Genomic DNA, 16515 nt, shown 5'->3' with positions numbered 1-16515 from the left:
GGGATCGAGGCGACAATTGCCGCGTCAAAGCGACAGAACAAGGGCAGCCGTCGCCAGGCCCAGCGCGACCAGAGACAGAACCATCGGCCAGGGCGAGGCCCGGGGCACGACCACCACGGGTGCCGCGGCGGTGTCATCGGCATCGCGCCGGATACGCTGGGACAGGGCCCTGAGGCCGGTGACCACCTCTTCCAGCGCATCCCGCACCTGGGCCTGGGGGCCCAGCTCGCGGCGGATCCAGCGCTCCACCACCGGACGGGCGGCGGCCCACAGGTCGTGGTCGGGGTTAAGCCTGCGGGCCACGCCCTCGACCGAGACCATGGTCTTTTGCAGCAGGATCAGCTCGGGCCTGAGCCGCATGTCGAACAGGGCGGTGATCTCGAACAGCTGGCCCAGCAACCGGCCCATGGAGACCTGGCTGGCCTGTTTGCCGATCACAGGCTCGCCGACGGCGCGCAGGGCCTGGGCAAAGGCCTCGACCGAATGGCTGGGCGGCACATAGCCGGCCTCGAAATGGACCCGGGCGATGCGGTCATAGTCGCGGCTGAGGAAGCCCCACAGGATTTCCGCCAGATAGCGGCGCTCCTCCTTGCCCAACCGACCGACGATGCCGAAATCGACCGCCACCAGCCGTGCGGGCGGCGAGGCGAACAGATTGCCCTCGTGCAGGTCGGCGTGAAAGGTGCCGTGGTCCAGCGCCTGGATCAGGAAGGCCCGCACCACATTGTCGGCGAGGGCATCGGTGTCGAGTCCCGGCTGTTCGCGACAGGCCGGGTCGGTCATGGGCAGGCCGTCCGCCCACTCCAGCGTCAGCACCCGCTTGCCTACCCCGTCCCAGACCACGCCGGGCGCGGTCATCAGGACGACGCCGTCCGACTCGCTCCTTTGCATGACTTCGGCCATCTCCGAGGCGGCGGCGGCCTCGAGACGCATGTCGAGCTCAAGCTCCATCGAGCGGGCGATGGTCTCGACGAAGGCGCGGGGTTCCAGCCTGCGGGCGGGGGCCACGAAGCGCTCGGCCATGCGGGCGGCGAGACGCAGGGCGTCCAGCCCGTCGGCCACCCGTCCCTCGACCCCGGGGCGCAGGACCTTGACGGCGACCTTGCGGCCGTCGTGCAGATGGGCGGCGTGGGCCTGGGCCAAGGAGGCGGCGGCGAGAGCCGGCTGCAGGTCGGTGAACAGGCTCTCGACCGGACGGCCGAGGGCGCGTTCGATCTCGATACGGGCCTGCTCCAGCGGAAAGGGCGGCAACCGGTCCTTGAGACGCCCAAGGTCGAGGGCGAACTGCGTGCCGAAGATGTCGGCCCGCGTGGCCAGCACCTGGCCCAGCTTGATGGCCGCCGGTCCCAGCCGCTCGAAGGCCCGGCCCAGACGCTCGCCGGGACGGCCGGTGCGCGCCTCCTGGCCGGAAAACAGGTGCAGCAGGCCCGCCAGCGGTCGCAGCCAGGCGGGCAGCAGAGGGGTAATCTCGCGCGGCATCAGGGCGTCGTGGCGGATCAGGATCCAGCCCCAACCGATCAGGCGCAGGGCCGCAGCCACGGGATGGCGTACCGGCAGGGTCCGGGGCGGAGGCGGAGGCTGTCGGAAGGCGCGGGTCAGGGTCAGATCGCCCAGGCGTGATGCAGCGCGGCGATCCCGCCCGACAGATTGGTGACGCTTACGTTCGAAAAGCCGGCCTGCTCGATCATGGCCTTGAAGGTCTGCTGGTCGGGGAAGCGGCGGATGCTTTCGACCAGATACTGGTAGCTGTCGCGATCCCCCGCGACCCAGCCACCGATGCGGGGGATCATGTTGAACGACCAGGCGTCGTAAGCCTTCGAGAGCGCCTCACTGGTCGGGTGCGAGAATTCGAGACACAGGAAGCGGCCGCCGGGCTTCAGCACCCGGCGCGCCTCGGCCAGGGCTTCCTCGACCTTGGCCACATTGCGGATGCCGAAGCCGATCGACCAGGCATCGACCGAGGCGTCGGGCAGCGGCAGGGCGAGGGCGTCGCCGACCATCCAGGTCAGCTCGGGCGAGGCCTCGCGGGCCCCGGCCTCCCGCGCCCGACCTGCGGCGATCATTTCGGCATTGTAGTCGAGCACGAGGATCGTGGCCGGCTCACCCCCCCGGCGGGCGGCGGCCTTGCGGGCCAGTTTCGCATAGCGGAGCGCCAGATCGCCCGTGCCGCCGGCAACGTCGAGGATGACTTCGCCGGGCTGCGGGTTGAGGCGGGCGGCGGCCGCATCCTTCCAGAGACGATGGACGCCCCCGCTCATCAGGTCGTTCATCCGGTCGTAGGAGGGCGCGACGCTGTCGAACACGCCGCGCACCCGGCGCACCTTCTCGTCGCGCGGCATGTCGCGGTAGCCGAAGGGCGAGGTGGTCTGATCGGCGGGGTCGGCGGTGCTCATGTCCGGCGGTTTAGCCTGTCGGGGAAGCGGCGTCACCGGTCCGTGTGGTCGCGGCGGCGGCATCACCCCTCGACCGTCTGGGGCAGGCCCAGATCGGCCATGACGCCGCGCATCAGGCCGTAGCAACCGCAGGCGGCAGCCTCCAGCGCCTTGCGATCGGTGACACAGATCCAGCCGCGCCCGCGACGGATCAGGCCTCGGCCTTCCAGCTCGGCGCTGACCTCGCTGACCGTGGCGCGGCGCACGCCCAGCATGTTGGCCACATCGGCCTGGGTCAGCTCCAGCCGGTCGCTGTCGGTCCGGTCGTGGGTGGTCAGCAGCCAGCGGGCGAGGCGCTGGTCCAGCCGGTGCTGGGCGTTGCACGCCGCCGATTGCTGGACCTGCGCCATCAGCCCCTCGGTAAAGCGCGACAGCGCCATGCGCATCGGCTCACTCTGCCGCAGCAGATCCGCGAAGACATCGGCGGGACAGCAGGCGGCCACCCCCTCAATCTGGCAGACGGCGCGGGTCGCGGCCCGCCCGTTCAGGGGGCCACAGGTGACCCCGACCAGCCCCTCGCGCCCGATGGCGGCCGTCTCGACGGCGCGATCGTCGCCCACCACCGTCATCAGGGACACGACCCCGTGCAGGGGGAACCAGACGGCATCGACCGCCTCGCCGATGTCGTACAGCATCAGCCCCGGGTCGAAGGGACGTTCGTGCAAGTGGGGGGCCAGCCGCTTCTGATCGACCGGTCGCAGCGTCGCCAACCAGAGATTGTCCGTGAACGCGTCCATGCGTGCCTCCCTCCGTTCCGCGTCAACGATAAAGCTTGACCATTCGTTCCCGCCTTTCGGTGGGGTCCCCGACCGGTCTATAGGGGGAGCGTCGCATCAAGGGAGCCACGCCATGACCGCAAAGATCGGGGCCGAAACGGCCGTCCAGAGCCTTGAGGGATGGGCCGTCGATCCGGGCGAGGGCGACGCCATTCGCCGGACCTTTCGCTTCGCCGACTTCAACGCGGCCTTCGGCTTCATGACGCGGGTCGCCCTGATGGCGGACAAGCGCGACCACCATCCGGAGTGGTTCAATGTGTATGACCGGGTCGAGGTGCGGCTGACCACCCATGACGCCGACGGGGTGACCGACAAGGACGTCGATCTGGCCCGCTTCATGAATGAGGTCGCCACCGCCATGGGAGCCCGCGCATGACCGATCGCGTCAGGGGAAAATGTGTGCTGATCACCGGCGCGGCCGGCGGGCTGGGCCAGGCGATGGCGCTGCGGCTGCTGGAGGAAGGCGCCACGGTCGCCCTGACCGATCTGGAAAGCGGGGCGGTCGAGGCGCTGCGCGATCGGCTGCTGGCCGATCATCCGGGTCGGGTATTCGCCTTCACCCACGATGTCGCGCGCGAGGAGGACTGGGTCCGCGTGGTGTCCGAAGCGACCGAGGACATGGGCGGGCTGTCGGTGCTGATCAACAATGCCGGGATCGGCGGCGAGCTGCGCTATGCCGAGGCCGATACGCTGGAGAATTGGCGCAAGGTCCAGGCGGTCAACATCGAGAGCATCATGCTGGGCTGCAAGCATGCCATGCCGCACCTGCGCGCCTCTGCCCCGGCGTCGATCATCAACATTTCTTCTGTGGCGGGACTGGCGGCGGCACCCGGCATGGGGGCCTATAACGCCACCAAGGCCGCCGTCTGGATGTACACCAAAACCGTCGCCCTCGAAGCCGCCAAGCAGGACTGGAACGTGCGCTGCAACTCGGTCCATCCGGTGTTCATCAAGACCCCGATCCTCGACCCCTTCATCGCCATGGCCGGCGGCGACGAGGCCAAGGCCCACGAACGGCTGACGCGCGGCATTCCGCTGAAGCGGATCGGCGAGCCCGACGATGTGGCGTGGTGCGTGGTCTATCTGGCCTCGGATGAGTCGAAATTCGTGACCGGGTCCGAGTTCAAGATCGACGGCGGCATGCTGGCGCAGTGAGGCTTTCACGGTCCTCCTTCTGACGAGCCAAAGCCCCTCTCGCCCGTGGGGCAGAGGTGGAGGGCAGGCGGAGCGCCGGGCCTTCGCCCGGAGTGAATAGAGTTTACCGTTTCGACGAAGACAGACGCTCCGCGCGGCTGGTTATCCGGGAGCTTGCGTCGGGTGGCGGTGTTATCGCCTTACCGCAGCGCCCCCGGCGGGCGGGGGTGTCCTGCGACACCTCCCGGACGATCGAGTATCCCCCTCGACCCAGTGTTGACGGCGGGCCTTTCGCCCGGCCGCCGAAGCCTCCCTGAGACCCGGAAGCCGGACAGCGCGCCTTCAACCCCGCTCCATCCGCTCCCGCCGCCATAAGGTCGCAGGCCTTACGAGCCCTCCGTGCAACGGGACGCTCTGAGGATTGCACAGCTCGCGGCCTGGTCGGGCAGAACGGTGCGAGAAACGGGAGGGGCGTTGAAAGGGTTGGGGAATTTGTGGGCGGCTATCATAGTTGCTGCCTTCGACCCATCGCATTCTTCCTTCTCCCGATGGGAGAAGGTGTCGCGCGAGCGACGGATGAGGGTCGTCGTCATCCGTCGGCGCAAGCCGTGGCAGGGCGGGTGCGACGGCTCACGCCGAAGGATGCGGTGAGCCCCTCACCCCCAACCCCCTCTCCCAACGGAGAGGGGACTCAGGAAAAGGCGGCCTCCCTCCCCACCGCTACGCGGCAGGGAGGAGACGATGTGTCACAACAGGTCCGTCGGCAGGATCTGGCTGGCCAGCAGGCGTTCCATGGTGGCCCAGTGGTCCGGGCCCTGGGCCTCGACCCAGTCCTGAACCATGTCGCGGCCGAGGCCGTAGTTGATGATGTAGCTGCGGTAGGTGTCGATGAAGCGGATGCGGCGCTCGGCCGAGCCGCGGCTGTGCAGACCGTATTTGATCAGGCGCTGGATGGTGGTCTCGCGGTCGGCCCGGCCGGACAGATAGTCGTCGGCGATGGTGTATTCGGCGCGGGCCAGTTCGCGGGTAACGTCCAGGATGGCGTTCTGAAGCTCGACGACCTGGGGATTGATGCCGGCCAGGGGATAGAGGACCTCGCGCTCCCACTGGCCCCGCGTCTCGCCCGGGAAGGCCAGGTCGATGCCATAGTTGGCGCTGCCCTCGGCGATCAGGCTCATCGGGCTGTAGAGGGGGTAGACGCTCATCTCGACCCACCCCTTTTCGCGGACGAAGGTCTTCTCCAGCAGCATGTTGTAGACGTGGTGGCCGGGGTAGCCCTCGTGGCAGCCCAGATCGACGGCGCGCTCGATCGAGATCGGCTGGTCGACATTGATCTGGATCAGGCTCTGGGCATTGCCCTGATACCAGTTGTAGCCGGACCAGGGCTTGTCGGTGACGAATTCGAGGGTGAAGTTTTCGCCCTCGGGAAGGTCGATGTGGGCCTCGGTGCGCGCCTTGCACTCGGCGATGGCGGCCGCCATGACCACCTCCTGGCGGTCGCGCGGAATGGCGGTGCCGCCCCGGAAGGCCCCCAGCCGGGCGTTGAGCGAGCCTTCGCCCGGCAGCAGGGCATCCAGCCGCGCCAGAACCGGGTCGAAGCTTTCCAGCGGACGCAGCTCGGGCCGGATGCCGAACAGGGCCTCGGCCTCATCGGCAAAGCCCATCTTTTCGCCCGTGATCATGCGCAGCCGGGCGTGGGCCGCCGAGACATGGGCGCTCAGATAGGCCTTGCGCTGGCGCAGGTCGGGCGAGAGGCCCGCATCGGGCACGGCCTCGATCTCGGCCAGCAGGGTCTCGGCCGCCTGCATCAGATCCGGCACAGTGCGCAGATTGGCCTTGGCCTCGGCTGGCCAGGCCTCGGGGCCATAATAGGCATCGACATAGCCCGGCTCATGCTCACCGATCTCGAGGATCAGATGGACATAGTCCTCGGCGATGACATTGAGGGCGGCCTCGCCGTCCGGACCGCGCGGTGCAACACTGGCGCAGGCGGCGACCAGCAGGACGAGGGCGGCGACAAGGCCGAGGGCCGGCATACGCATGGGTGATCACTCCCGGATGGTTTGCCCAAGGCTTAAGCCCCTCGGCCACGCGCGCCAAGGCGAAACCGTCAGCGGGCGTCCCGGGGGCCACGGTTTGGGATTGAGGCCCGCCCCGCGATCCTGTAAGCACCCCCTTCCCTGGTCCGCACCCGTAGCTCAGCTGGATAGAGTACTGCCCTCCGAAGGCAGGGGTCAGAGGTTCGAATCCTCTCGGGTGCGCCATTTCCCCTGAACCAGACCCGGCATGGCGGGCATTCCGCCGCCCTAACCGTCGATCAGCACGTCAAAGCCGGCGAAGATCATGCGCTTGCCGTCGAACGGCATGTCGAGCTTCATCATGCGCTCGTCCTGCATCAGGGTCTCCCAGGCCTTGTCGCGGGTGGCGCGGTCGGGCCAGGTGATCCAGCCGACGGCGACCGTCTCGCCATCTTTCAGGGCCACGGCGCGCCTGAAATCGGTGACCTTGCCGTCGGGCACATCCTCGCCCCAGCATTCGGTGACCTTGAGGGCACCCTGTTCCTTGAAGAAGACCGTCGACTGGCGCGAATGCTCCAGATAGGCGGCCTTGTTGGCGGTCGGCACGGGGATGACGGTGATGTCGAGAAAGGCCATTGTTCTGGTCTCCTTTGAGGAGGCCCTGACGTTCGCCACGGGGGTGGGTCGCTGCCGGAGGGCCGGGGGATGGATGCCCTGTCGCGACGGCGTCAGAGCAAGGGTAACAGCTCACATTGGATTGGCCGCGATATAGGTTGCGTATTGGGCCTGCCAGGCGCGCTGGAAAGCCGGGCGGGCCTCGGCACGGGCGAGGTAGGCGACCAGGTTCGGGTAGGCCGCAAGCAGCGCCGATCCCTTGAGGCGCATCAGAACCGTGGCCATCAGGAGATCGCCACCGGTAAAGCCCTCTTCCAGCCAGTCGCGCTCGCCCAGACAGGCCGAGAGGCTGGCCAGGCGCTTGTCGATCAGGCCCTCAACGGCCTTCAGGCGCTCCTGAAACCACGGCTTGTCGGCCTCCAGCACATGCAACATGGCCCGGTCGAACACCGGGGGCTCCACCGTGTTCAATGCGGCGAACATCCAGGTAATGGCGCGGGCCCGGTTGACCGGATCAGGGGGTAGCAGGCCGCCGTGCCTGTCGGCCAGATAGATCAGGATGGACCCGCTCTCGAACAGGGTGACGTCCTCATCCTCATAGGTTGGTAGCTGTCCGAAAGGCTGCCGAGCCAGGTGTTCAGGTTGCTTCAACGTGTCGAAGCTCATCAACCGAACGTCGCAGGACGCGCCCAACTCCTCCAGAGCCCAGCGCACGCGCATGTCCCGGGCCAGGCCCTGACCCCGGTCAGGAGAGTTTTCAAAGGCGGTGATGACCGGGCGCAAGTCGGGTCACCGGGCGGCGATCGGAACGGGAGGGATGTCGAGAAAGGCCATGGGGCGCTCCTTGCCGTGAGGATCGATAACGGGAGGTCAGGCCGGATGACCCACCGACCGGTCTGGAAAGGAATGATGTTCGTGGACAATGGTCCAGTGACCGTCGGTCCTGCTGAGGCCCACGGTCAGCCGCAGGGGGCAAAGCGGATCGAGGGCCCCCGGCCGGCCACACTGCAGCAGAGCCGTCGCGAAGGCCACGTCATCCCCCGCCGTGACATCCATCGATATGATGTCGAAGACCAGGCCACCGCGCGCCCATTCGAAGAAGGGCGTCCAGGACTCGCGGTAGGCCTGCAGACCCCTCAGAACAGCGGGTGGAGGCACATCGAACATCAGCATGTCATCCGAATGATGGGCCAGGATGCCGGCGATGTCCTGATCGCCGACGGCCCGCGCCCAGCGGCTGATGAGATCCCGGATTTCGGCATCGGCGCCCATCTCGCGCTCCCGATCTGCGTGCTGCTTGAGAACGATGCGGCAGACGGTTATCTTATGCAAGCATGAAGTTAGAAAAAATAACCATCAAGCGCGGACGACCGTACGATGACGCTTGCGGCACCGCCCATGCGCTTGAGCTGGTGGGCGAGCGATGGGCGTTGCTGGTGGCGCGTGAACTGATGCTGGGGCCAAGACGGTTCAGCGATCTGCGGGCGTCCCTGCCCGGCCTGTCGGCCAATGTTCTGAGCCAGAAACTGGCGGGGCTGGAAGACGTGGGCGTGCTGCGCAGGCGGAAGCTGGAGCCGCCCGCCGGGGTGCAGGTCTATGAACTGACCGACTGGGGGCTGGAGCTGGAAGAGCCGCTGAAGGTGCTGGGCCGCTGGGCCGCGCGCTCGCCCCTCCACGATCCGACCCTGCCGTTGAGCGCCGTGTCGCTGATGCTGTCTCTGCGCACCATGTATGCCGCCCGGCCCGCCACGCCGGATATGACCGTGGGATTTCAGCTGGGCGGTGAAGGCTATTTCGCGCGCATCGAAGGCGGGGCTCTGACCACAGGACGTGGACGGCCTGACCATGCCGACCTGCGGCTGGTGTCGACGCCGGAAGCGGTCGCGGCGGCCGTCTATGGCGACGCACCGCTGCCCGATGATGCGTTCGAGGCCGGAGGCCGCGACCTGTTCGGGGCGTTTGCCGGCCTGTTCAGGCTGCCGCCGAGGGTCGGATAGGCAAATCCCGCCCCACCATGGCCTTTATCGGTGTATAGAGGCGGCCTCCCTTACCGCCCGGCCCGAGGTTTCTGCCTTGGCCGGGCGCGGTCGTTTCGGCGACCCTTTTTGCTGTTCAGGACTTTCGATGCCGTTTCCCGCTACCCATCCCGCGCTTGATCGCGCCCTGGCCGAACGTGGCTATGCCGAGCCGACGGCGGTGCAGGCCGCCGTGCTGGAGGGCGACCATGCGGGCTCGGACCTGCTGGTTTCGGCCCAGACCGGATCGGGCAAGACGGTGGCCTTCGGCCTGGCGGCAGCCCCGACCCTGCTGGGCGAGGCCGAACGGTTCGGCAAGGCCGGCAAGCCGCTGGCGCTGGTGATCGCGCCGACGCGGGAACTGGCGATGCAGGTGGCGACCGAACTGACCTGGCTGTACGCCGGGACCGACGCGAAGATCGGCACCTGCGTGGGCGGCATGGATGCCCGCAAGGAAGCCCGCGCCCTGGGCTGGGGCACCCACATCGTCATCGGCACGCCCGGGCGGCTGAAGGACCATATCGACCGCGGCAATCTGGACCTGTCGGAGCTGAAGCTGGCGGTGCTGGATGAGGCCGACGAAATGCTCGACATGGGCTTTCGCGAGGATCTGGAATTCATCCTCGACCAGTCGCCGTCCGAGCGCCGGACCCTGCTGTTCTCGGCCACCATCGCGCGTGAGATCGCCATCCTGGCCAAACGCTATCAGCGCGATGCGGTGCGGATCGACACCACCAACAGGAGCCAGCCGCACGGCGACATCGAATACCGCGCCATGCGGATCGCGCCGAACCAGATCGAGCACGCCGTGGTCAATGTGCTGCGTTTCTTTGAGGCGCCGGGCGCGCTGGTGTTCTGTTCGACGCGCGAGTCGGTCAAGCATCTGCAGGCGGCCCTGCGGGAACGCGGATTCCAGTCGGTCGGCCTGTCGGGCGAGCTGAGCCAGCGCGAGCGCACCGATGCCCTGCAGGCGCTGCGCGACGGTCAGGCGCGGGTCTGTGTGGCCACCGACGTGGCCGCGCGCGGGCTGGACCTGCCCGATCTGGGGCTGGTCATCCATGCGGAGCTGCCGGTCAACCGGGCGACCCTGCTGCACCGGTCGGGCCGCACGGGCCGCGCGGGCAAGAAGGGCGTGTCCGTCTTGCTGGTGCCCAATCCCAAGCGGCGTCGCGCCGAGATGCTGCTGTCCTCGGCCGGGGTCGAGGCCAGCTGGGACGCCGCGCCGGGCGCCGATGCCATCCGGGCGCAGGACGAGGCGCGCCTGATCGCCGGTCCGATCTTTGACGAGACCGTATCGGACGAGGATTTCGCCCTGGCGAAGCGGCTGATGGACGAGCGTACGCCGGAAGAGATCGCCTGTGCCTTCATCCGCCTGCAACGGGCCAGGATGCCGGCGCCCGAGGAGCTGACAGATCCGGGCGAGCGCCCGATGCGCAAGGAACGCGGCGATGCGGCCACCGCCTGGCCCACCGAGCGGCTGCAACCGCATGAGGTCGCCTGGTTCCGCGCCGATGTGGGCCGCCACAGCGAGGGCAAACAGGCCGATCCCAAATGGCTGATTCCGGTGATCTGCCGTTTGGGCGGGATCACCAAGCGCGAGATCGGCTCGATCCGCATCCTGTCGCACGAGACCCGCTTCGAGATCGCCTTGGGGGCCGTCGAGGGCTTCAGGTCGGCCCTGGCCTCGGCGAAGAATGCCGAGGTGGCGATCACCCCGTCATCTGCCCCCGACAACGCCTATGAGGCCCGGCCGAAACGCCCCTTCGTCAAGAAAGACTACGCCCCGCGTGCCGAGGGTGAAGGCGCCGAGCGTCCCCGCCCCGCCTGGAAGGCCAAGAAGCCACCGTTCCGGGCCGAAGCCGGTGCCGAGCCCCCTGCCGCCCCCGCCGGGGACCGCAAGCCGTGGAAGGCCAAGGGCAATCCCAAGGCCAACGGCAAGCTGCGTGGCAATGCGCCGTTCAAGGGGGGCGCGCCACGGCCCCGGACCGAGGGTGCTGCCCCGGTCCCCCGGAGCAAGCCGCCGTTCAGGAAGGCCGGCAAGCCGCACAAGCGCGCGGGCTAGAGCCGCCCCCTCCACCGCTGCGCGGTCCCGTCGTCGGTTCGTAGACGAACCTTCCTCCACCCCCGTGAACGGGGGAGGATCTACCTCTTGCCATCGCGGGGATCGGGGGACAGTGTTTGCCCATGAGCACGCACGCCCCTGAGGAACGGTTCGCCTCATTCGAGGCCTTCTATCCGTACTACATCCACGAGCACTCCAACCGGACGTGCCGGCGGATCCACATTGTGGGATCAGCGCTGGTGCTGGTCGTGCTGGGAACGGCGATCGTGACGCGGAACGCCTGGTGGCTGCTGGCCATGCCGGTGGTGGGCTATGGCTTTGCCTGGGTCGGGCATTTCTTCTTCGAGAAGAACCGGCCGGCGACCTTCAAATACCCGCTGTGGAGCCTCATGGGCGACTGGCGGATGTTCTTCGAGACCGTCAGCGGCAAGCGCCGCTTCTAGTCCCAGGCGGGCGGGCAGCCGTCGAAGGTGCCGGCGCGGACTACCGTCAGCGAGCGCATGTTCAGCGGCATGGCCGGAGCCATCGAGCCGCGACCGTGGCCGGTGTAGAGATCGATCTTGTTGCCCTTGATGGCGCCGCCGGTGTCCGAGGCATACCAGTAGCCGTCGTGGATGGTGCCGTCGGGCAGTTCCAGCCCGACCGTTTCCTTGATGAACAGCCGGGTGCGGCGGGGCACGACGCGCGGATCGATGGCGACGGTGCGCATGGCGATCGGGCGGCAACCCAGCGAATCGTTGCCCGTCGCTCCACCCCCGCCTGCGTGATAGAGGCGCGCCGACAGGCTCCAGTCGGCGGGGCGCAGGGCCAGGGCCTTTTGATCCTCGTTCAGTGACAGCCAGACATCGGGAGCGAACCCGTGCTCGGCGGCTTCGGCCTCGGCCGAGACCAGTGCGTCATAGGGCACAGGGTCGATGGATGAGGCGACCGCGGGGGTCACCAGGGCCAGCACCAGAGCGAGGGTCTTGAGCATGGGGGAATCGCGATATCGCCGGTCCTCGAGCCGACCGGCGGCGGGTGTTTGCCCCCCGAATGGGACAAGAAGACGGCAAAGGGCGAAGGAAAGGCCGGATGCTGGACGCCCCGCCTGTCCCGTTCTAACGGAGGGGCCCACCCTGCCGGGAGCCCATCCATGAAACCCCTGATCGCCACCGCCGTCGCCCTGACGCTGATTGTTCTGCCCGCCGCCGACGTCGCGGCCTGGGGGGCCAGCGGCCACCGGATGGTCGGACAGGCCGCCATGCGCGCCCTGCCCGAGGAACTGCCGGCCTTTTTGAGGACGGCCGAGGCCGCGGCCCAGGTCGGGGAACTGTCGCGCGAGCCCGACCGCTGGAAGGGCGCGGGCCAGCCGCACGGCCGCGAGCGCGACACCGCCCACTTCGTCGACATGACCGAGGATGGTCTGATCATGACCGGGGCCGGGCCCCACATCCGTGACCTGCCGACGCTCAAGTCCGAATATGACGCCCTGCTGCTGGAGGCCGGGATCAAGGTCAATGACGCCGGCTATCTGCCCTATGCGATCATGGATGCCTGGCTGCAGGTGGTGCAGGACTTTGCCTATTGGCGGGTGCTGACGGCCGCCGAAGCGCGCGAGACCGACCTGGCGCGTCAGGCCTGGTACCGCGAGGACCGGCTGCGGCGCGAGGCCCTGCTGCTGCGGGATATCGGCATGCTGTCGCACTACGTCTCGGACGGCTCGCAGCCGCTGCACACGACCATCCACTACAACGGCTGGGACCGCGACACGGACAATCCCGAGGGCTTCACCCGCTCACGCCAGACGCACGGCCTGTTCGAAGGGGAGTTCGTGCGCGACCGGATCAATCTGCAGGGCATTGAGGCGGCCATGACCGCGCCGCGTCTGGACGGGTTCGATCTGCGCGCCCGCACCGCCGACTATCTGCTGGTCTCGCTGGCCGAGGTGGTGCCCTTCTATCGGCTGGAGAAGGCGGGGGCCTTCGTCGGGACGGATCCGCGCGGCGTGGACTTTGCCACCCAGAGGCTGGCGGCGGGGGCCAGCGAGCTGCGCGACCTGATCATACTGGCCTGGCGCGAGTCGGGCACCCGCTCGATCGGCTGGCCCGCGATCAAGGTTGCCGAGGTCGAGGCCGGCACCGCCGACCCCTGGCTGTCGATGATCGGTCAGGACTGACGGGTGAGCGAGCCTGCCACGCCGCCCGGCCCCGTCATCATCCTCGACAAGCCGCAGCTGGCCGACAACATCGGGGCGGTGGCACGGGTGATGGCGAATTTTGGCCTGTCCGAGCTGCGGCTGGTCAGCCCGCGCGACGGCTGGCCGCAGGACCGGGCCTGGGCTACGGCCTCGGGTGCGGACTGGGTGCTGGAGGGCGTACAGGTCTTTGAAAGTGTGGCCGAGGCCATCGCCGACATGAACACGGTGTTTTCGACCACGGCCCGCCCGCGAGAGACGCGGATGCCGGTGCGGACGCCGCGCGAGTCGGCGCGCCTGCTGTATGACGACCGGGCCTCGGGGCTGAGTGTCGGCCTGTTGTTCGGCGGCGAGCGGGCGGGGCTGGAGACCACCGACATCGCCCTGACCCAGGGCATCACCACCATTCCCATCGACCCCCGACACCATTCGCTGAACCTGGCGCAGGCGGTGGCGATCAATGCCTATGAGTGGCGGACGCTGATCCTCGATGCCCCGCCGCCGCGCTTCCGCGAGGGCGACCCGCCCGCGTCGAACGACCTGCTGGTCGGCATGTATGAGCATCTGGAGACCGAGCTGGAGGCGGGGGGCTTTTTCCATCCGCCCGAGAAGAAGCCGTCGATGAGCCAGAACCTGCGCGTCATGCTGGGCCGGGCCGGGTTCAGCGCGCAGGAGGTCGCGACCTTTCGCGGGGTGATCCACGCGCTGGCCAAAGGGCGCGGACGGCTGCTGGCCCGGATGGCGGCGAAGAAGGCGGGCGAGACCTAGCCTGCTGCCTGAAGGGTCGCGACGAAGGCCGGGACGACCTCGGTCGCCGGGCCGAAATGCGTTTCGCCGAACAGGTCCGAGATCAGCGAGGGTTCGAGGTTCAGCTCGACCGTGCGGGCCCCGGCGTGGCGGGCGATCTCGACGAAGCCGGCTGCGGGATAGACCGCCCCCGACGTGCCGATGGCGATGAACAGGTCGCAGGCCTGTAAGGCGTCATGGATGACCTCCATCTCAAGCGGCATCTCCCCGAACCAGACGATGTGCGGACGCAGCCGACCCTCGGGGTGATGGGGCGAAGGGCTGTCCATGGACAGGTCTCCGGGGCAGTCGCAGATACGCCCCGTGCGGGTGCAGGCGGCTTTCAGCAGTTCCCCGTGCATGGGGATCAGGCGAAAGCTCTTAGCGGGCGCGACGTCCGCATGGGCGCGGGCATGCAGGTCATCGACATTCTGGGTGACCAGCGTGAGGGTGCCAGGCCAGCGCGCGGCGAGGTCGGCCAGCGCCCGGTGCGCGGCATTGGGCTGCACCTCGGCCAGCTGACGCCGGCGGGCGTTGTAGAACTCATGGACCGTCGCCGGGTCGCGGTGAAAGGCCTCAGGCGTCGCCACATCCTCGATCCGGTGGCCCATCCACAGCCCGTCCGAGGCGCGGAAGGTCGGCACGCCGGACTCCGCAGAAATGCCCGCGCCGGTCAGGATGACGATGTTGCGGTGGGCCATGGTCCGGACGGTGCCTTCGGAAAACAGGGTCTGAATAGTCTGAATCGTCTGAAGTGCGGGCCCCCGCATCGCAGTAGTATCCTTCTCCTGATGGGAGAAGGTGGCGCGTGAGCGCCGGATGAGGGTCGGCGATAGCCGTCGGCGAAGGCCGTAGCAGGGGCGGTGCGACGGCTCCCGCCGAAGGAGGGGTGCGCCCCTCACCCCCAACCCCCTCTCCCATAGGAGAGGGGACGAAAAACACCGTCTGAACCGTCTGAATGGTCTGAATTCGCGCCTCCGTCGGCCTGGGTCTCGGCAACCGGACAGCATGCATCACCCGACGACCAGGGCGGGAAGATCGCTGCGGGAAACGTGCGGGGTGTTGAAAGGGTTGGGTATTCAGGTGACGAGCGTCGTAGCCACTGCCCCCAACCCCTCGTCATCCTCGGGCTCGACCCGAGGATCGGTGTCGCCCACCACGGCGGGCGGCCTGCCCGCACCGATCCTCCGATCAAGTCGGAGGATGACGGGTCTGGATGAAGGTTGCCGGGCCGGTTTTGGCTTGAAACCATTTGTCGCTGGTGCGACCCCTCATCCGTCAGGCCTGTGGCCTGCCACCTTCTCCCGCAGGGGGAGAAGGACAAGTCTCGGAGCCCTCCCCCATGAAGACCCGCGCCGCCGTTGCCTTTGAAGCGAAGAAGCCGCTGGAGATCGTCGAGGTCGATCTGGAGGGGCCGAAGGCGTTCGAGGTGCTGGTCGAGATCAAGGCGACGGGCATCTGTCACACCGACGCCTATACGCTGGACGGGCTGGATTCCGAGGGCATCTTCCCCAGCATTCTGGGCCATGAGGGCGCGGGCGTGGTGGTCGAGGTGGGGCCGGGCGTGACCTCGGTCCAGGTCGGCGACCATGTGATCCCGCTGTACACGCCGGAATGTCGCCAGTGCAAAAGCTGCCTGAGCCGCAAGACCAATCTGTGCACCGCCATCCGGGGCACCCAGGGCAAGGGCGTCATGCCTGATGGCACCAGCCGCTTCAGCTACAAGGGCCAGTCCATCGCCCACTATATGGGCTGTTCGACCTTCTCGAACTACACCGTCCTGCCCGAGATCGCCCTGGCGAAGATCCGCAAGGACGCCCCGTTCGACAAGGCCTGCTACGTCGGCTGCGGCGTGACCACGGGCGTGGGCGCGGTGGTCAATACAGCGAAGGTGGAGCCCGGCGCCAATGCCGTGGTGTTCGGTCTGGGCGGCATCGGGCTGAACGTCATCCAGGGGCTGAAGATGGTCGGGGCCGACATGATCGTCGGTGTCGACATCAACAGCGACAAGGAAGAGTGGGGCCGCAAATTCGGCATGACCCATTTCGTCAACCCGAAGGACCATGCGGACATCGTGGCCCATCTGGTCGAGCTGACCGGCGGCGGGGCGGACTACACCTTTGACTGCACCGGCAACACCACGGTGATGCGTCAGGCGTTGGAGGCCTGTCACCGGGGCTGGGGCGAGAGCATCGTCATCGGCGTGGCCGAGGCCGGCAAGGAGATCGCCACCCGCCCGTTCCAGCTGGTCACCGGCCGGGTCTGGCGCGGCAGTGCCTTTGGCGGCGCGCGCGGCCGCACCGACACGCCGCGCATCGTCGACTGGTATATGGACGGCAAGATCGAGATCGACCCCATGATCACGCACACGATGCCGCTGGAAGACATCAACAAGGCCTTCGACCTGATGCACGAGGGCAAGAGCATCCGAAGCGTGGTGGTGTTCTAGGGGTAGTTGCCAAAAGAAACGGACATGACTAGCGTCCCCGGACCAAGAGGAGGGA

At 67.9% G+C, this 16515-nt stretch carries 17 protein-coding genes and 1 tRNA gene; 9 read left to right on the top strand and 9 right to left on the bottom strand.

All coding sequences use genetic code 11. From position 1 onward, the window contains the following. Nucleotides 1–24: 24 nt before the first annotated feature. The 3 genes from ubiB to IBJ06_RS00180 all read right to left on the bottom strand — a co-directional run bounded on the left by ubiB (nt 25) and on the right by IBJ06_RS00180 (nt 3169). Nucleotides 25–1614, bottom strand: a complete 1590-nt coding sequence (ubiB, locus tag IBJ06_RS00190; RefSeq protein WP_292157249.1) for a 2-polyprenylphenol 6-hydroxylase — start codon at nt 1612–1614, stop codon at nt 25–27. After that, complete coding sequence (locus IBJ06_RS00185; RefSeq protein ID WP_292156502.1) at nt 1602–2393, bottom strand: class I SAM-dependent methyltransferase; 792 nt, start codon at nt 2391–2393, stop codon at nt 1602–1604. Before IBJ06_RS00185 ends, ubiB begins: the two co-directional genes overlap by 13 nt. Before the next feature lie 62 nt (nt 2394–2455). Then, entirely contained in the window at nt 2456–3169 is a 714-nt protein-coding gene (locus IBJ06_RS00180; protein ID WP_292156501.1) for a Crp/Fnr family transcriptional regulator, read from the bottom strand. A 112-nt stretch (nt 3170–3281) separates the two neighbouring features. Here IBJ06_RS00180 and IBJ06_RS00175 point away from each other — a divergent pair, with 112 nt between their 5' ends. After that, nucleotides 3282–3584, top strand: a complete 303-nt coding sequence (locus IBJ06_RS00175; protein ID WP_292156500.1) for a 4a-hydroxytetrahydrobiopterin dehydratase — start codon at nt 3282–3284, stop codon at nt 3582–3584. Further along, complete coding sequence (locus IBJ06_RS00170; RefSeq protein WP_292156499.1) at nt 3581–4363, top strand: SDR family oxidoreductase; 783 nt, start codon at nt 3581–3583, stop codon at nt 4361–4363. Before IBJ06_RS00175 ends, IBJ06_RS00170 begins: the two co-directional genes overlap by 4 nt. Before the next feature lie 725 nt (nt 4364–5088). Here the strand turns inward: IBJ06_RS00170 and IBJ06_RS00165 are convergent. After that, entirely contained in the window at nt 5089–6384 is a 1296-nt protein-coding gene (locus tag IBJ06_RS00165) for a hypothetical protein (protein WP_292156498.1), read from the bottom strand. 145 nt (nt 6385–6529) lie between these two features. Between IBJ06_RS00165 and IBJ06_RS00160 the strand changes: the two genes are divergently transcribed. Beyond that, nucleotides 6530–6606: transfer RNA gene (locus IBJ06_RS00160), tRNA-Arg, on the top strand. A gap of 42 nt (nt 6607–6648) precedes the next feature. Here the strand turns inward: IBJ06_RS00160 and IBJ06_RS00155 are convergent. The 3 genes from IBJ06_RS00155 to IBJ06_RS00145 form a co-directional block, all read right to left on the bottom strand. Continuing rightward, on the bottom strand, nt 6649–6996 hold the full coding sequence (locus IBJ06_RS00155; RefSeq protein ID WP_292156497.1) for a DUF1428 domain-containing protein: 348 nt from the start codon (nt 6994–6996) through the stop codon (nt 6649–6651). 111 nt (nt 6997–7107) lie between these two features. Continuing rightward, on the bottom strand, nt 7108–7758 hold the full coding sequence (locus IBJ06_RS00150; protein WP_292156496.1) for a glutathione S-transferase family protein: 651 nt from the start codon (nt 7756–7758) through the stop codon (nt 7108–7110). Between the two features lie 87 nt (nt 7759–7845). Continuing rightward, nucleotides 7846–8247, bottom strand: a complete 402-nt coding sequence (locus IBJ06_RS00145; RefSeq protein WP_292156495.1) for a nuclear transport factor 2 family protein — start codon at nt 8245–8247, stop codon at nt 7846–7848. A 62-nt stretch (nt 8248–8309) separates the two neighbouring features. Here IBJ06_RS00145 and IBJ06_RS00140 point away from each other — a divergent pair, with 62 nt between their 5' ends. The 3 genes from IBJ06_RS00140 (at nt 8310) to IBJ06_RS00130 (ending at nt 11495) form a co-directional block, all read left to right on the top strand. Beyond that, nucleotides 8310–8972, top strand: coding sequence for a helix-turn-helix domain-containing protein (locus IBJ06_RS00140; protein WP_292156494.1), 663 nt, complete (start codon nt 8310–8312; stop codon nt 8970–8972). A 127-nt stretch (nt 8973–9099) separates the two neighbouring features. Next, complete coding sequence (locus IBJ06_RS00135; RefSeq protein ID WP_292156493.1) at nt 9100–11052, top strand: DEAD/DEAH box helicase; 1953 nt, start codon at nt 9100–9102, stop codon at nt 11050–11052. A gap of 122 nt (nt 11053–11174) precedes the next feature. Then, nucleotides 11175–11495: an Mpo1-like protein gene (locus IBJ06_RS00130; RefSeq protein ID WP_292156492.1), complete on the top strand. Its 321-nt coding sequence runs from the start codon at nt 11175–11177 to the stop codon at nt 11493–11495. Here the strand turns inward: IBJ06_RS00130 and IBJ06_RS00125 are convergent. Further along, on the bottom strand, nt 11492–12025 hold the full coding sequence (locus tag IBJ06_RS00125; protein ID WP_292156491.1) for a 3D domain-containing protein: 534 nt from the start codon (nt 12023–12025) through the stop codon (nt 11492–11494). The genes IBJ06_RS00130 and IBJ06_RS00125 overlap by 4 nt on opposite strands. 159 nt (nt 12026–12184) lie before the next feature. Here IBJ06_RS00125 and IBJ06_RS00120 point away from each other — a divergent pair, with 159 nt between their 5' ends. Both IBJ06_RS00120 and IBJ06_RS00115 read left to right on the top strand, forming a co-directional pair. Further along, nucleotides 12185–13207: a S1/P1 Nuclease gene (locus IBJ06_RS00120; protein ID WP_292156490.1), complete on the top strand. Its 1023-nt coding sequence runs from the start codon at nt 12185–12187 to the stop codon at nt 13205–13207. A gap of 3 nt (nt 13208–13210) precedes the next feature. Then, a complete protein-coding gene (locus IBJ06_RS00115) occupies nt 13211–13993 on the top strand; it encodes an RNA methyltransferase (protein ID WP_292156489.1) in 783 nt (260 codons plus the stop codon). Here the strand turns inward: IBJ06_RS00115 and IBJ06_RS00110 are convergent. Beyond that, on the bottom strand, nt 13990–14712 hold the full coding sequence (locus IBJ06_RS00110) for an NAD-dependent deacylase (protein WP_292157247.1): 723 nt from the start codon (nt 14710–14712) through the stop codon (nt 13990–13992). The two genes, IBJ06_RS00115 and IBJ06_RS00110, sit on opposite strands and share 4 nt — an antisense overlap. Nucleotides 14713–15353: 641 nt before the next feature. Between IBJ06_RS00110 and IBJ06_RS00105 the strand changes: the two genes are divergently transcribed. Beyond that, nucleotides 15354–16460: an S-(hydroxymethyl)glutathione dehydrogenase/class III alcohol dehydrogenase gene (locus IBJ06_RS00105; protein WP_292156488.1), complete on the top strand. Its 1107-nt coding sequence runs from the start codon at nt 15354–15356 to the stop codon at nt 16458–16460. Nucleotides 16461–16515 lie beyond the last annotated feature (55 nt).

Origin of the sequence: Brevundimonas sp., from assembly GCF_016742135.1 — a bacterium.
Taxonomy (GTDB): domain Bacteria; phylum Pseudomonadota; class Alphaproteobacteria; order Caulobacterales; family Caulobacteraceae; genus Brevundimonas.
Note: the sequence above shows the minus strand (reverse complement) of the source record. Positions and strands in the feature narration are given on the sequence as shown.

Bases quoted from the DNA above. Each gene is read 5' to 3' on its own strand.
- IBJ06_RS00185 (WP_292156502.1), bottom strand. From the start codon at position 2,393: ATGAGCACCGCCGACCCCGCCGATCAGACCACCTCGCCCTTCGGCTAC.
- IBJ06_RS00180 (WP_292156501.1), bottom strand. From the start codon at position 3,169: ATGGACGCGTTCACGGACAATCTCTGGTTGGCGACGCTGCGACCGGTC.
- IBJ06_RS00175 (WP_292156500.1), top strand. From the start codon at position 3,282: ATGACCGCAAAGATCGGGGCCGAAACGGCCGTCCAGAGCCTTGAGGGA.
- IBJ06_RS00170 (WP_292156499.1), top strand. From the start codon at position 3,581: ATGACCGATCGCGTCAGGGGAAAATGTGTGCTGATCACCGGCGCGGCC.
- IBJ06_RS00165 (WP_292156498.1), bottom strand. From the start codon at position 6,384: ATGCGTATGCCGGCCCTCGGCCTTGTCGCCGCCCTCGTCCTGCTGGTC.
- IBJ06_RS00155 (WP_292156497.1), bottom strand. From the start codon at position 6,996: ATGGCCTTTCTCGACATCACCGTCATCCCCGTGCCGACCGCCAACAAG.
- IBJ06_RS00145 (WP_292156495.1), bottom strand. From the start codon at position 8,247: ATGGGCGCCGATGCCGAAATCCGGGATCTCATCAGCCGCTGGGCGCGG.
- IBJ06_RS00140 (WP_292156494.1), top strand. From the start codon at position 8,310: ATGAAGTTAGAAAAAATAACCATCAAGCGCGGACGACCGTACGATGAC.
- IBJ06_RS00135 (WP_292156493.1), top strand. From the start codon at position 9,100: ATGCCGTTTCCCGCTACCCATCCCGCGCTTGATCGCGCCCTGGCCGAA.
- IBJ06_RS00130 (WP_292156492.1), top strand. From the start codon at position 11,175: ATGAGCACGCACGCCCCTGAGGAACGGTTCGCCTCATTCGAGGCCTTC.
- IBJ06_RS00125 (WP_292156491.1), bottom strand. From the start codon at position 12,025: ATGCTCAAGACCCTCGCTCTGGTGCTGGCCCTGGTGACCCCCGCGGTC.
- IBJ06_RS00120 (WP_292156490.1), top strand. From the start codon at position 12,185: ATGAAACCCCTGATCGCCACCGCCGTCGCCCTGACGCTGATTGTTCTG.
- IBJ06_RS00110 (WP_292157247.1), bottom strand. From the start codon at position 14,712: ATGGCCCACCGCAACATCGTCATCCTGACCGGCGCGGGCATTTCTGCG.
- IBJ06_RS00105 (WP_292156488.1), top strand. From the start codon at position 15,354: ATGAAGACCCGCGCCGCCGTTGCCTTTGAAGCGAAGAAGCCGCTGGAG.